15 protein-coding genes and 1 pseudogene are annotated in these 13,666 nt (G+C 52.3%); 10 read left to right on the top strand and 6 right to left on the bottom strand.

The window, feature by feature from the left end:
* Positions 1-90 precede the first annotated feature (90 nt).
* The 3 genes from mreD to IPK30_01910 are packed head-to-tail and all read right to left on the bottom strand — an operon-like array spanning position 91 to position 1,820.
* On the bottom strand, positions 91-588 hold the full coding sequence (gene mreD / locus IPK30_01920; protein MBK8102078.1) for a rod shape-determining protein MreD: 498 nt from the start codon (positions 586-588) through the stop codon (positions 91-93).
* The gene (gene mreC, locus IPK30_01915) at positions 572-1,489 is read right to left on the bottom strand and encodes a rod shape-determining protein MreC (GenBank protein MBK8102077.1); all 918 of its coding nucleotides are present in this window, start codon (positions 1,487-1,489) and stop codon (positions 572-574) included. Before mreC ends, mreD begins: the two co-directional genes overlap by 17 nt.
* Entirely contained in the window at positions 1,473-1,820 is a 348-nt protein-coding gene (locus tag IPK30_01910) for a DUF1820 family protein (protein MBK8102076.1), read from the bottom strand. Before IPK30_01910 ends, mreC begins: the two co-directional genes overlap by 17 nt.
* 116 nt (positions 1,821-1,936) lie before the next feature.
* Between IPK30_01910 and miaB the strand changes: the two genes are divergently transcribed.
* Complete coding sequence (gene miaB, locus IPK30_01905) at positions 1,937-3,271, top strand: tRNA (N6-isopentenyl adenosine(37)-C2)-methylthiotransferase MiaB (GenBank protein MBK8102075.1); 1,335 nt, start codon at positions 1,937-1,939, stop codon at positions 3,269-3,271.
* A 42-nt stretch (positions 3,272-3,313) separates the two neighbouring features.
* Here miaB and IPK30_01900 read toward each other — a convergent pair whose 3' ends face one another.
* The 3 genes from IPK30_01900 to IPK30_01890 all read right to left on the bottom strand — a co-directional run bounded on the left by IPK30_01900 (position 3,314) and on the right by IPK30_01890 (position 4,749).
* Positions 3,314-3,733 carry a type II toxin-antitoxin system HicB family antitoxin gene (locus IPK30_01900; GenBank protein ID MBK8102074.1) on the bottom strand — a complete coding sequence of 140 codons (420 nt, stop codon included), beginning with the start codon at positions 3,731-3,733 and terminating at the stop codon, positions 3,314-3,316.
* 37 nt (positions 3,734-3,770) lie between these two features.
* Positions 3,771-3,950 (bottom strand): type II toxin-antitoxin system HicA family toxin, encoded by a 180-nt coding sequence (locus IPK30_01895; protein ID MBK8102073.1) that lies wholly within the window; start codon positions 3,948-3,950, stop codon positions 3,771-3,773.
* A 91-nt stretch (positions 3,951-4,041) separates the two neighbouring features.
* Positions 4,042-4,749: a phosphoadenylyl-sulfate reductase gene (locus tag IPK30_01890; protein ID MBK8102072.1), complete on the bottom strand. Its 708-nt coding sequence runs from the start codon at positions 4,747-4,749 to the stop codon at positions 4,042-4,044.
* 151 nt (positions 4,750-4,900) lie between these two features.
* Here IPK30_01890 and ribF point away from each other — a divergent pair, with 151 nt between their 5' ends.
* The 9 genes and pseudogenes from ribF to IPK30_01845 all read left to right on the top strand — a co-directional run bounded on the left by ribF (position 4,901) and on the right by IPK30_01845 (position 13,635).
* Positions 4,901-5,845 (top strand): bifunctional riboflavin kinase/FAD synthetase, encoded by a 945-nt coding sequence (gene ribF, locus IPK30_01885; GenBank protein MBK8102071.1) that lies wholly within the window; start codon positions 4,901-4,903, stop codon positions 5,843-5,845.
* Between the two features lie 18 nt (positions 5,846-5,863).
* Positions 5,864-8,684 (top strand): annotated as a pseudogene (gene ileS, locus IPK30_01880) (isoleucine--tRNA ligase).
* Entirely contained in the window at positions 8,681-9,217 is a 537-nt protein-coding gene (lspA, locus tag IPK30_01875; protein MBK8102070.1) for a signal peptidase II, read from the top strand. Before ileS ends, lspA begins: the two are co-directional and overlap by 4 nt.
* Positions 9,214-9,666 carry an FKBP-type peptidyl-prolyl cis-trans isomerase gene (locus IPK30_01870; GenBank protein ID MBK8102069.1) on the top strand — a complete coding sequence of 151 codons (453 nt, stop codon included), beginning with the start codon at positions 9,214-9,216 and terminating at the stop codon, positions 9,664-9,666. The genes lspA and IPK30_01870 overlap by 4 nt, the downstream gene beginning before the upstream one ends.
* A gap of 1 nt (position 9,667) precedes the next feature.
* Positions 9,668-10,600, top strand: a complete 933-nt coding sequence (ispH, locus tag IPK30_01865) for a 4-hydroxy-3-methylbut-2-enyl diphosphate reductase (protein ID MBK8102068.1) — start codon at positions 9,668-9,670, stop codon at positions 10,598-10,600.
* A gap of 147 nt (positions 10,601-10,747) precedes the next feature.
* Positions 10,748-11,260, top strand: coding sequence for a GspH/FimT family pseudopilin (locus IPK30_01860; GenBank protein ID MBK8102067.1), 513 nt, complete (start codon positions 10,748-10,750; stop codon positions 11,258-11,260).
* A 10-nt stretch (positions 11,261-11,270) separates the two neighbouring features.
* Entirely contained in the window at positions 11,271-11,741 is a 471-nt protein-coding gene (gene pilV / locus IPK30_01855; protein MBK8102066.1) for a type IV pilus modification protein PilV, read from the top strand.
* Positions 11,742-11,769: 28 nt separating this feature from the next.
* Complete coding sequence (locus IPK30_01850) at positions 11,770-12,966, top strand: PilW family protein (protein ID MBK8102065.1); 1,197 nt, start codon at positions 11,770-11,772, stop codon at positions 12,964-12,966.
* A 12-nt stretch (positions 12,967-12,978) separates the two neighbouring features.
* Entirely contained in the window at positions 12,979-13,635 is a 657-nt protein-coding gene (locus IPK30_01845; GenBank protein ID MBK8102064.1) for a pilus assembly protein, read from the top strand.
* The last annotated feature ends 31 nt before the right edge of the window (positions 13,636-13,666 follow it).

Genomic DNA, 13,666 nt, shown 5'->3' with positions numbered 1-13,666 from the left:
GAATTTATGCGCATAAGTTATGCGTATTTACTTTGTGGGTCAATTTAGCGCCCAGCAAGCATGTCAATTACAAAAATGGGCAGGTGTGGCTCACGAGCGGTTTGGGCGGCGCGAATAGCCATGTTCCAGTAGGTTGAGTACGAGGTAGCAGACGGGCCAGCACAATCCAGTTGCAATGGCGGCTGGCAGCAACAAAGTTGTGTCAGTTTGATAGAACAGCATCCAAACGCCGTTGCCGATTAGCTGATAAATCGCACATAGCACGCCAACTGCGATGGTTTGTTGCCAAATAGCGAGGCTGCGCAGTTGTTCATCCAACATTTGTGCGAGAAAAGTGATCAGTACCAGTGCCAGTGCGTGCGTGCCTAAAGGTGAGCCAGCGATGCTATCGCGTGCCAAGCCTATTATCAGAGTCCAGCCGCCGCTGACGCGTGGTGGGCGACGCGTAGCCCAGTACAGCGTGGCAACGACAATGGCATCGGGTGCAAACACTCTGACAGAGAGAGGCAGTGGCCAGAACTGCCATAAAAACGCGCAGACCAAGCTGATGGGAAGCAGCCACCAATAGCGATTAGGGTTGAGCAGCATGGGGTGCTGTTTCGGTAGGCAATGGCGTGGCAGGTAGCGAGATTTTTGCCTCCGGCCGGAAGATCAGCAGCAGTTGTTGCGCGCGATCCAGTTGTGCATAGGGCTTCACTACTACGCGCAGAAACGAGTCGGCACCGTCGTATTCGATGCGGGTCACTTCTCCTACCGGATAGGCCGGCGGGTAGCGCCCGCCCAAACCGGAGCTGACAATCAAGTCGCCCTGTTTGATATCGGTGGTGGGTACCAAGTTGCGGATGTACAACTCATCCAAGCGCCCACTGCCTTCCGCAATGCCGCGCACCCCGTTGCGGTTGACCTGCACCGGCACGGCGTTGCTGGTATCCGTAATCAATAAAATGCGTGCCGTGTGCTCAGAAAATTCAGTGACAATGCCCACAAGGCCGTGGGCATCCAGCACAGGTTGCCCCTCAAATACGCCATCAGATTTTCCGCGATTCACCACCATTTCCATGCGGCGCGGGTCGGGCGAGATGCCCAGCAGCCCAGATACCAGCACCGAGTCGTCCAAACTTTCTGTGGAGTTCAGCAGCTCTTTCAGGCGCGCGTTATCGGCCTGTAGGGCGGCCATGCGCTGCATATTGCGCTGCAAGATGAGGTTCTCGTGCTCCAGCGCGCGGTTGCGCTCCTCCAGCTGCACGCGACCGGTAAAGGTGTCATCAAACCAGTGCAGGGCGCGCGATGGAAAAGCGGTGAGCGCGTACAGCGGGCGCGCTACATGATCCGCCAGCAGAGACTTTGCGCCAGTCAATAACTCAGGACGCACATAGCCCGCGCCGAGCAGAAGCAGCGCCACACTCGCGGGCAGCAAAAAGCGCGAGAGGGCGGAAGTGCGTTGGGAAAAAATCCGTTTGATGGCCGGCTCCTTATTCGTCGGAGTCAGGCATCAAGCCGGGCAGCGGGCGCGGCGTGAAGGGGAAATGGGTGACATTCGAGCCGGGCTTTACTTCGCTCATGCGCACGGGGCCTTCTTTCTCCACCTCGTCGATGCGCACAATGGCGTGCAGGGGGATGAAGCTGCGTTTCACGCCGTTGAACTCGTTTTTCAGCTTTTCTTCTGCCGGATCGACGATCATCGCCGACTTTTCACCGAAGACATAATCCTCAATCTCGATGAAGCCGTACAGGTCGCTCTGGAAGATCTGGCGCGCGTATAGCTCGAACACTTGGCTCTGATTGACGAAGACGATTTTGTAGAGTGCTTGCTTGGCCATGCTGCTTGCCGAGGGTCTTGCGGAGGGTGCGACAGGATACCAGAGCAGGGGTATCTGTATAATGCCCCACCCCGTCAAACCTAGCGTATTGCCCCGTTTTTACGCGCGAGTTGTTTATGAGCAAACTGTATATCGAAACCCACGGCTGTCAGATGAACGAGTACGACTCCAGTCGCATGGGGCAGTTGTTATCTGACAGTCACGACTTGCAATTGACCGATGATCCAGCCGAAGCCGATGTCATTCTGCTCAACACCTGCTCCATTCGTGAAAAAGCGCAAGAGAAAGTGTTTCACCAACTGGGGCGCTGGAAAAATCTGAAAAAAGATCGGCCGGAATTGATTATCGGTGTCGGCGGTTGCGTGGCGAGCCAAGAAGGAGAGGGCATTGCCAAGCGCGCACCGTTTGTGGATTTGGTTTTTGGTCCGCAAACACTGCATCGCCTGCCAGAGATGATCGATCAGCGCCGCTCTCACGCTGATAGCAAAACTACCGTCGTCGATATCAGTTTTCCTGAAATTGAAAAATTTGACCGCCTGCCATTGCCGGAAGCCGATGGTGTTTCTGCGTTTGTCTCCATCATGGAAGGCTGCAATAAATACTGCACATTTTGTGTCGTGCCTTACACGCGCGGCGAAGAAGTGAGCAGGCCGTTGACCGATGTGTTGGTGGAAATTGCGCACCTCGCTGCGCAAGGCGTGCGCGAAGTGAATTTGTTGGGGCAAAATGTCAACGCGTGGCGCGGCGAAAAACCAGACGGCAGCGCAGCCGATTTTGCCGATATGCTGCTGTGCGTGGCGGCGATAGACGGCATCGACCGCATTCGCTACACCACTTCGCATCCGGTGGAATTTACCGACAGTTTGATCGATGTGTACGCAGAAATTCCAGAATTGGTGAGTCATTTGCACTTGCCGGTACAGCACGGTTCTGATCGCATTTTGGCGGCAATGAAACGCGGCCACACCGCGCTGGAATACAAATCCAAAATTCGCCGCCTGCGTCAGATTCGCCCCGACATCAGCATCTCGTCGGATTTTATTGTCGGCTTCCCCGGCGAAACGGAAGACGATTTTGCCAAAACCATGAAGCTGATTGATGACATCGGCTTCGACACTTCATTCAGTTTTGTCTACAGCGCGCGCCCTGGAACACCGGCCGCCAATTTGCCGGATGACACACCAGAAGCGGTTAAAAAAGAGCGTTTGGCGATTTTGCAGCAGCGCATTTTTAACAACGCGCAAATGATAGGCAGACAGATGGTTGGCACCACGCAGCGCGTCCTCGTCAGCGGCTTTTCCAAGAAAAATCCGGGGCAGTTACAAGGCCGCACAGAAAACAATCGCGTGGTGAACTTCAGCTCAACTGATACTAATTTGATTGGTCAATTTGTGGATGTGCTGATTCAAGAATCGCTGGTCAATTCCATGCGTGGGGAGTTAAAAATTTGACCCTCTCGTCCCTGCGAAATACTCCGCAGGATATTTTTTTGATCACGCCAAACTCATATCCAATCGTTTGCCCAGCGCAGCCGCAGCTTTAGCCAAGGTGTCGATTTTGGTGGTGTGGTGCAGATTCATAATGCGCGTTACTTCTTGCGGTCGCACACCCATGCGGCTGGCTAATTCTGCCGGACGCACGCGCTGTTTAATCTGTGTATTCAGCAACTCAACTTTGATCGCAACGGATAACGGCAACTCAACCAACGCCTCGCCTTTGCGCGGCTGGCTTGGATCGGGAACGGTGCGCTTATCTTCAAAATAGAAATCCATTGCAGTTACCAGTGCATCCACTGCCTGTGTATGGGCTTCTTCTTGTGTTTCACCATAGGTTATAGCTTCTGGCACATCACGAAATGTGACGGTATATCCACCTTCTGGCTCTTTTGTAAAACGGGCTGGATAGAGTTTCATCGCTCTTTTCCTTATCGAAAATTGTAATGATGTGATGCTATGTATTGCTCAAGCCCAGTTGCTTCACTATCGCCCGCTTTGTGCCTTCTGGAATTTCTCCCTTGTGGCGTGGCAGTGTCGATTGTTTGCCTTGATAGTAGAGTTTGTCGTGCTTGCTACCTGCCTTTATCTCCACATCCTGTGACTCAAGCCATTTCCTGAATTGGCTTGCTTTCATCGAATATTGCACTCCTGTGGCGGATTCGATGGGCTTATTGTAATCAATTTTGATTATATATAAGCAATTTTATTTATTTGTACTGGGCGGGCTACAAATGCAGCCCGCACTCGGTTTTGGCCTTGCCCGCCCAACGACCTTTTCTGTCTTCGCCTGGCAGGGTGCAATGTGAGCAGCCGATAGACGAATAGCCCTGCGCCACCAGTGGGTGTACGGGCAGTTGGTGCTCGGCGATGTAGGTGTCCAGTGCTTCGCGCGTCAAATCAATCAGCGGATTGAATTTGATGATGTTGTGGCTCTCTTCGAAGATGCGCAAATCGGCACGAAAATCGTTCTGCCAGCCCATCAGGCTGGAAATCCACACATCGTAATTGCCCTTGATGTTGTCCAGCGGCATGACCTTGTTGATCGAGCAGCAAAAATCGGGGTCAGTTTCGTACAGTTTTTCTTGCTGGCTGTAATTGTGCTGGTATTCATCCGGCAACAGGCTCACCACATTTAGGTGCAGTTTTTCTGCCATCAGATTGCGGTAGGCCAGTGTCTCGGGGAAGTGGTAGCCGGTGTCGATAAAGTGAATCACCTGCTGCGGGCGCACCTGCGAAATCATGTGCAGAAAGTAGGCCGAGGTGGCTGCAAACGAGGAGGTCACCAGGATTTTTTCCGGCGCAAAGTCGGTATACAGCCGCGCAAGGCGTTCAGCCACACTCAGCGGTGCGTAGGCGGTGTTCAGGGCGTCCAATTCCGATGTGGTGAAGCCAGCGCTATTGCCACTGCTGGCGATCAGGGGAGATGTGTTCATTTAACAAGTACCGTGGGCGCCTGAGGAGGAGTTGCAGGGCGCGATGCATTGGGCGCCATTGTAGGCGATTTTGATGCATTCCCATAAATAGGGATAATGCGAAGCCCCGTAGACACTGCCGTTCTGCGCCAAAAACGAGCTCGTTTTGCCCATGCCCTTTACTCTGATTCGAGGCTTACACAACCTGCGCCCGCAGCATCGCGGCTGCGTGGCGACGATAGGCTCGTTTGACGGTGTACATCGCGGGCATCGCGCCATCATCGACCAGTTGTTGGTGCAGGCAAAAGCCTTGTCTCTGCCATCGGTGGTGATGATTTTTGAGCCGCAGCCCTACGAATTTTTTTCCGGTGAAAAAGCGCCGGCGCGTTTAACGCCGATGCGTGAAAAAGTGCGCGCGCTGGCAGCTTGTGGTGTCGATCGCGTGATCTGCTTGCAGTTCAATCAAGCCTTGCGTCAGCTCACGGCGCAGGCCTTTATTGAACAGGTTTTGGTGGAAGGCTTAGGAATAAAAAGTTTGGTCGTGGGTGATGATTTTCGTTTCGGTTGTGATCGCACGGGTGATTTTGCTTTATTGCAGCAAGCAGGAAAACAGCACGGGTTTTCAGTGTATGACACTTGCACCGTGGAAGAGGGCGGTGAGCGCATCAGCAGTACGCGCATTCGTCACGCTTTAGAAACAGAACATTTTGCGGAAGCAGAATGTTTGCTCGGGCATGCGTACACCGTGCGCGGTCGCGTGGAGTACGGCAGGCAGTTGGGGCGCACCATCGGCGTGCCAACCGCCAATGTGCGTTTGCGTCGCTATCGCTCGCCGCTGAATGGCGTGTTTGCGGTGCGCATGCGTTTGGCAGACAGTGAAACATGGATGCCGGGCGTAGCAAATGTCGGCGTGCGCCCCACGGTGGGCCACGAAATACGCCCCATTTTGGAAGTGTATGTGTTGGATTTTTCTGGCGATTTGTACCGCCGCGAAGTAGAAGTGATTTTTTGTAAAAAGTTGCGCGAAGAAAGGAAATTCCCTTCGTTTGATGCGCTGAAAGAACAGATTTACAGCGACATTGCACAAGCCAAACAGTTTTTTGAAATGAATAGTTGAAGTTTTTGGAATAGACGAATGACTGAGCAGAAAAAAGATTACAAGCACACGCTGAATCTCCCGCAAACAGGGTTTGCGATGAAGGCGAATTTGGCGCAGCGCGAGCCGCAAATGCTCAAGCAGTGGCAGCAGGATAAGTTGTACGAAAAAATTCGTGCAGCCCGTGCAGGGCGTGAGCAATTTATTCTGCACGATGGCCCGCCGTATGCGAATGGCGATATTCACATTGGCCACTCGGTCAATAAAATCCTGAAAGACATCATCGTGAAATCCAAAACTTTGTCAGGTTTGGATGCGCCCTATGTGCCGGGTTGGGATTGCCACGGCTTGCCGATTGAACACAATGTCGAGAAGAAGTTTGGTAAAGCGGGCGATAAACTCGATCACAAAGCCTTTCGTGCAAAATGCCGTGAGTACGCGCAAACACAAGTGAACGGACAAAAACAAGATTTTGTGCGTCTCGGTGTATTGGGCGAGTGGGATAATCCGTATTTAACGATGGCGCCGCAATTTGAAGCGGATATCATCCGCGCGCTCGGCCGCATTGCCGCCAATGGCCACTTGGTGCGCGGCTTCAAGCCGGTGTATTGGAGTGTGGTCGGCGCATCGGCGTTGGCGGAAGCGGAAGTGGAGTATCAAGAAAAAACTTCAACCGCATTGGATGTGCGTTTTTCCGTTGTCGATCAAGCAAAAATGCCTAGCTGCATTGCAGGATGCAATAGGCGCAGGAAAAGTGTCTGTTGTGATTTGGACAACGACACCGTGGACGCTGCCTGCTAACCAAGCGGTGAGCCTCGGTGCCGACATTGATTACGCCTTGGTGCAAGTGGATGTAGGTGCCGGTCTTGAGCGCTTGTTAATCGCACAGTCGCGCATTGAAGACGCGATGCAACGCTACGGCACCAAAGATTTTTGTGTTGTTGGCACGGCAAAAGGCGCAGCACTGGAAGGTTTGCAGTTGCAGCATCCGTTTTATGCCAAACAAGTGCCGGTTTTGACCGGCGAGCATGTGTCCTTAGATGCGGGTACTGGTGCAGTGCACACGGCGCCGGATCACGGTATGGATGACTTTGTGGTTGGGCAACAATACGGCATCGGCACGCTCAATATGGTGGATGAGCACGGCGTGTATCGCGCCAATGTCGAGTTATTTGCCGGCGATCATGTTTACAAAGTCGATCAAAAAGTTATCGATGTGCTGCAAGAAAACGGTGCGCTAATTTTGGCGAAGCAATTCACACACAGCTTCCCACATTGCTGGCGCACCAAAACACCGCTGATTTTCCGCGCTACGCCGCAGTGGTTCATCAGCATGACGGAAAAAGGCCTGCAAGATGCCGCGCTAAATGCCGTAAAAGGCGTGCAATGGTTTCCAGCTTGGGGGCAAGCGCGCATTGAAGCGATGCTGCAACAGAGCCCAGATTGGTGTATTTCGCGCCAACGCACTTGGGGTGTGCCGATTGCGCTGTTCGTGCATCGTGAAACACAACAATTGCATCCGCGCACACAAGCATTGATTGAACAAGTCGCGCAGCGCGTAGAAAAAGAAGGTATGGATGCGTGGTTTGATCTCGACCCGAAAGAGTTGTTGGGTGATGAAGCCGAGCAGTATCAAAAAGTCACCGACACTTTGGATGTGTGGTTTGATTCGGGCGTCACACATCTCGCGGTGCTGGAGCGTCGTAGCAATTTGCGTTATCCCGCTGATTTGTATTTGGAAGGTTCCGATCAGCATCGCGGTTGGTTTCAATCATCCTTGAAAGCAGCATTGGCGATGAATGGCACAGCGCCGTATCGCCAAGTATTGACGCACGGCTTCACCGTGGATGCCGATGGCAGAAAAATGTCGAAATCGCTGGGTAATGTGGTATCGCCGCAAAAAGTGGTGAATGATCTCGGTGCGGATATTTTGCGTTTGTGGGTGGCGGCGACAGACTTTTCGGGTGAGATGACCGTTTCTGATGAAATTTTGAAACGCACGGCCGACTCTTATCGCCGCATTCGCAACACTGCGCGCTTTTTGTTATCCAACTTGGCGGGTTTTGATCCTGCGTTGCATGCTGTGTCAGCAGAAAACTTGTTGGCGTTGGATGCGTGGATTGTTAATCGCACGGCTGAATTGCAAAAAGAAATTATCGCCGCGTATGACGGTTATCAATTCCATTTGATCTATCAAAAACTGCACAACTTTTGCGCGGTAGATTTGGGTGGTATCTATTTGGATATCATCAAAGATCGCCAGTACACCATGCAGGAGAACTCGCTCGGTCGCCGCTCTTGTCAAACCGCGCTGTATCACATCATTGAGGCGATGACGCGCTGGCTCACGCCAATTCTGAGTTTTACTGCTGAAGAGCTGTGGAAAGAAATTCCCGGTACGCGCAGCGATACCGTATTTACCGCTGAATGGTATGTGTTGCCGAAAATCACAGAGAGTAGTGCGTTCTCGCATGCAGAATGGCAGCAAATCATGGCGGTGAAAGAGGCGGTGAACAAAGCCTTGGAGGCCTTGCGCGCCAGCGGCGGCATTGGTTCCTCTTTGCAGGCTGAAGTGACGTTGTACTGCTCAGATAGTTGGCAATCGGTATTACAAAAACTGGGCAATGAATTGCGTTTCGTTTTGCTGTCATCGCGCGCAGATATCCAACCTTTATGCGATGCGGGTGATGCGACGGATCTGGACGGCTTGCGAGTGGCGGTAATGGCATCAGCGCATGCCAAGTGTGTACGCTGCTGGCACTACCGTGAGGATGTCGGCGCACATGCAGAAGATCCAGAGTTGTGCGGTCGCTGTGTGGAAAATGTCAACGGCGCTGGTGAGCAGCGTCGCTTCGCTTGAGGTGTATAGTGATTTTTAATCCAAAAAATGCGGCGTGGTTGTTGCTGTCTGTATTCGTGTTTGTGATCGATCAGTGGACAAAACAACTGATTACCGCGCAGTTTGATTATCGCGAAGTGTTACCTGTTTTTGCTGCAGGCAACGGTGGCTTCAATCTCACGCTGGCGCATAATTACGGTGCTTCGTTTAGTTTTCTGGCAGATCAATCCGGTTGGCAGCGCTGGCTGTTTGCTGGTATTGCTTCTGTGGTGGGAGTGGGTTTGGTGGTGTGGTTATTGCGGCTACCTAAGGGCAGTGTGTTGTTGTCATTGGCGCTGACACTGTTGATCGGCGGCGCGTTTGGCAATTTGTACGATCGCGTTGTCCATGGCTATGTTGTCGATTTTTTAGATGTGTTTTACGGCGCATACCACTGGCCGGCGTTCAATGTGGCAGATTCCGCCATTTGTGCGGGTGCCGCGTTGTTGTTGTTCGAGAGTTTTTTTTCGAGCAGCCATCAAGAGGCGGGTAAGTCGCAGGAAAAAAACGCGTGAGTGCCTTGATGGTTTCTGAACAAACGCGCGTGACATTTTTCTTTTCGTTGTCTTTGACTGACGGCCAGCTCGTGGATTCCTGTTTTGGTAAACAGCCTGCACAGTGTGTGCCAGGCGATGGCAATTTACTGTCAGCCTTTGATGCCTGCTTATTGGGTTTAACAGTTGGCGACAAAAAACAATTTACCATCGCCGCAGAAGATGCCTTTGGCGTGCGCCGTGATGACAACCTCAAGCGTGTGCCGCGCAGCCGTTTTGCGAAAGATATTGAGCTGATCGAAGGTTTGGTGCTGTCATTTGGAGCGGCGGAAGGCGGCGAATTGCCTGGCATCGTGCATCGCTTGATGGGCGACATGATTGAGGTAGATTTCAATCATCCGCTGGCGGGGCGTGATATTGTTTTCGATGTGGAAATCGTCGCTGTCGAACCTGTGGCAGAGGTAAATTGAAATGCAAATCAAACTAGCCAACCCGCGCGGTTTTTGTGCCGGTGTGGACCGTGCGATTGAAATTGTCAGTCGTGCGTTGGATGTTTTTGGTGCGCCGATTTATGTGCGGCACGAAGTGGTACACAACCGTTTTGTGGTGGACGGCTTGCGCAATCGCGGCGCTGTGTTTGTGGATGAATTGGATGATGTGCCAGATAACTGCATCGTCATTTTCAGCGCGCACGGCGTGTCGCGCGAAGTGCAAGACGAAGCCGCGCGCCGTGAGCTAAAAGTGTTTGATGCTACATGCCCCTTGGTGACTAAGGTGCATATGGAAGTGTTGCGCTATGGCAAAGACGGTATCGACTGTATTTTGATTGGCCACGAAGGCCACCCCGAAGTGGAAGGCACCATGGGGCAGTACGACAGCAGCCAAGGTGGAACTATTCACCTGGTGGAAGACGAGGATGATGTAGCTAATCTAGCGGTGCGTGATCCGCAAAAATTGGCCTTTGTCACGCAAACCACCTTGTCGATGGACGACACCGCCAAAGTCATTGATGCACTGCGTGCGCGGTTTCCTGCCATTCAAGGCCCGCGCAAAAATGACATCTGCTACGCCACCCAGAATCGGCAAGATGCCGTCAAGCAGTTGGCATTGGAGTGTGATTTGGTGCTGGTGGTAGGTTCACCGAACAGCTCCAATTCCAATCGCTTGCGCGAATTGGCTGAGCGCATTGGCGCAGAGAGCTACCTCATTGATCAAGCAAAAGATATCCAAACAGCCTGGCTGCGTGAGAAACGCGCAGTGGGGGTAACAGCTGGTGCGTCTGCACCAGAAAATCTCGTGATGGATGTGGTGAAGCGTCTGCAACAGCTGGGCGCTACGGCACCGCAGGAACTGGACGGCACCGTGGAGACCATCCACTTCTCCATGCCCAAGGAATTGCGCTGAACCGGTTAATCGCGTTGCGTGCAAAGTGTGAACTGGATCAAGGGGTTATGCCGCTTGCGCCTGTTTGTTTGCCGCCTGTCTCTTGCCTATAGAACTGGCTAAGAACATTGACTACCTTCCATCCTAAGTAAAAGTAGGAGCAGGGTTGTGAAGAATGTCGAGCGAGGCTTTACGCTGATTGAGCTGCTTATCACCGTGTTGATGCTGGCAATTTTGGTGTCTCTGGCTGCGCCATCATTCAATGCCAGCATTCGTGATAACCGTAATCTGGCAACTGCTAATTCACTGGCGACGGCGGTAGCCAATGCGCGCTCCGAGGCCTTGAAGCGCGGACGCTTGGTGTCTATTTGCCCGTCATCTAACGGCACAAGCTGTGGCGCAAATTGGAGTCAAGGCTGGATTGTCTATATTGAAAAAAACACGGTTGTAACGGGTGGCGCGCCGGATGTAGACGAAGTGCTGCTGGTAGAAGGTGCGGCAAACAACATGGCATTGGCACAGTTGGCGGGGAATTCATGGATACGATTCTCGTCGCGCGGTTTGGCTGAAGCCCCTGTCACTGTCACGGTGAAGCCGGATACCTGTAATACGGGTTACAAATACCAAGAAATCGTGTTTGGCATCTCTGGTCGTGCCACGCTGACGAAAAAGACTTGCTGAGGATTGAGTAATGAAAACCAGATTCCGCCAATCTCATCGTCGCAGCCAGCAAGGTGTTGCCCTGCTGGAAGTGCTGATTGCCTTCTTCGTGCTTTCGATCGGTCTGCTCGGTCTTGCAGGCTTACAAATCAAGGCATTGCAGTTCAATCAGTCTGCCTTTCAACAATCGCAGGCAACGGTAGCGGTGTATGACATGCTGGATCGTATGCGCTTGAACCGATCAGCCATTTCGAGTGGCGCTTACAACACCGGTGGTTTCGTGAGCACACACAGCGGTGGCAATTTAGCGGATGCAGATCTCAACACCTGGCTGACAGCCATTAGCGGCAACCTGCCAAATGGTGAAGGGTCGGTGGAATGTGACGGCAACCTAGTTTGTGTAGTGAGCGTGCGCTGGACTAGTCGTTTTAATGTAACAGGTGATCCTGACGAAGATTACGAAACGGTCACACTGTCTAGCCAACTTCCTAGTTCAACCTAATGCAAGGGGTCTCGCAGTGGTGAACAGAATGAACATCTCAAATAAAACGATTCAATCTCTACTGCATAGACAGGCAGGGTTGACGATCGTTGAGCTGCTAGTAGCTATCTCCTTGGGGATTTTTCTCTCCTGGGGAGCTATACAGGCCTTTTTAACGGGTAGGCAGACTTACATTATTCAGCAAGCGCTCTCACGCATTCAAGAAAATGCCCGTATGGCGCAGGAGTTAATTGGGTATGACATCCGCAATGCCGGTGCTTATGGCTGCGCTGTTGGTAGAGGTATGGGCGATGCAGATGATGTGAATTTTTTGCCCGGTTCCAGTCATGCTGTGGGCGATGGCAGTACAAACCCAACGGCGGAACACAACTTCGCCTTTGCCGTGTTTGCTACCAACAATGTAACGGGTGCGCCTAACGCCGATACTACCTTGCTCGCCAACTTGAACCCAGCGCCTCTGGCTGGCACAGATGTGCTGATTGCCCATACCGCCACGGATTTGGGTATCCAAGTTTTGGCGGCACCGGCACCTTCGGCTACTCAATTCGCTGTGCGTAATCGTGGATTGACGACTGCCAGCATTTTGTCTGTGGCAGATTGCTCCGGCAATTTCATTTTTCAACCTACAGCGGCGTCTGTTGGGGTAACACAAACAATCACGCACCCAATGCGTACTTGGCCGGTTCCACCTCCGCCCGTGCCACCACCAGTGCCCCCGCTTCAGCCGCCACCAAATCCACCTGTGGACTCAACCGTAATGCTGTTGAATGCCCCCATTTACTATATTGCTAACAATGCTGCGGGTACGCCTTCACTCTATCGTCGCTTGATTGGTGGCAACTCGGAAGAGCTGTTGAATGGTGTGCAAGATATGCAGATAGAGGTTGGTATTGATACCAATAACGATGGCATTGTGGATGTGTTCAGCACGCCGAATGCTGTAACGGCAAACCAGTGGAATGCTTGGAATGATTCCAATGGCGATGGTGATATTCAAGAGCTCTTGGATGGTGATGGGGCTCCCGTAAACCCAGCGGTACGCGCTGAGCAGAATGTTGTTGCTGTTCGCTATTCACTACTGTTGCGCAGTGACGAGACTAATCTCGTTGAGACGCCTCAGCCTTACACTTTCAATGGGGTGACAACCACACCAACAGATCGCCGCATGCGCCAAGTGGTGACGAGTACGGTGGGCATACGCAGCCGTTTGAATAACAGTAATTAAGAGGGTACGCAGATGAAACCCGTGATGAAATACATGAAAAAACGCAGCCAACAACAAGGCGCTGCGTTAGTTGTCGGTTTGATCATGTTGCTCTTGCTAACACTGATTGGTGTGGCCGGTATGCGCGATACCTTGCTGCAGCAAAAAATGGTCGCCAACGCTAAAGATAGAGAGGTTGCACTACAGGCTGCGGAAGCGGCTTTGCTTGCGGCAGAAAACAGCATCAGTTCGGCGTCTGCTCCAGGGCTGTCGATGACGGGGCCTGGGCTGTATGACCTTGCTAAGTCAAGCGATAAATCTATGTTGGATTCGCAAAGAGCATCAAGTAGCTCTGAGGCGGCGTTTTGGCAAAACTGGGCTTGGACTTCCTCTGCTTCAATTGCCTATAACTTCGCTTTGAATGGCGTGGCAGCGGGTAATCCGCCTCGGTATGTCATAGAAAAATTGAATACCGGAAATATGGGGAGTGCTAACCCACCTGGTGGTGGCGGCGGCAGTGGCGGCGGAAATACTTTTGAATGCCAAAGTTTAAGTGGCTGTCTCGACCCTGTATTAGCGCCAGGCAGCAAAACGGATTACAGAATTACCGCTAGGGCTGTAGGCAGCACCGCAAACGCTGTGGTGATTTTGCAATCCACTATGCGTCGGTTTGAGCCAGCTGGACCTTAAGTTTCACGCCAACTATTTGTAAACCGATAAC

This window comes from Cellvibrionales bacterium, from assembly GCA_016713115.1.
Taxonomy (GTDB): domain Bacteria; phylum Pseudomonadota; class Gammaproteobacteria; order Pseudomonadales; family UBA7239; genus UBA7239.
The sequence above is the reverse complement of the archived record's forward strand: the minus strand, read 5'-3'. Positions and strand labels throughout refer to the sequence as shown.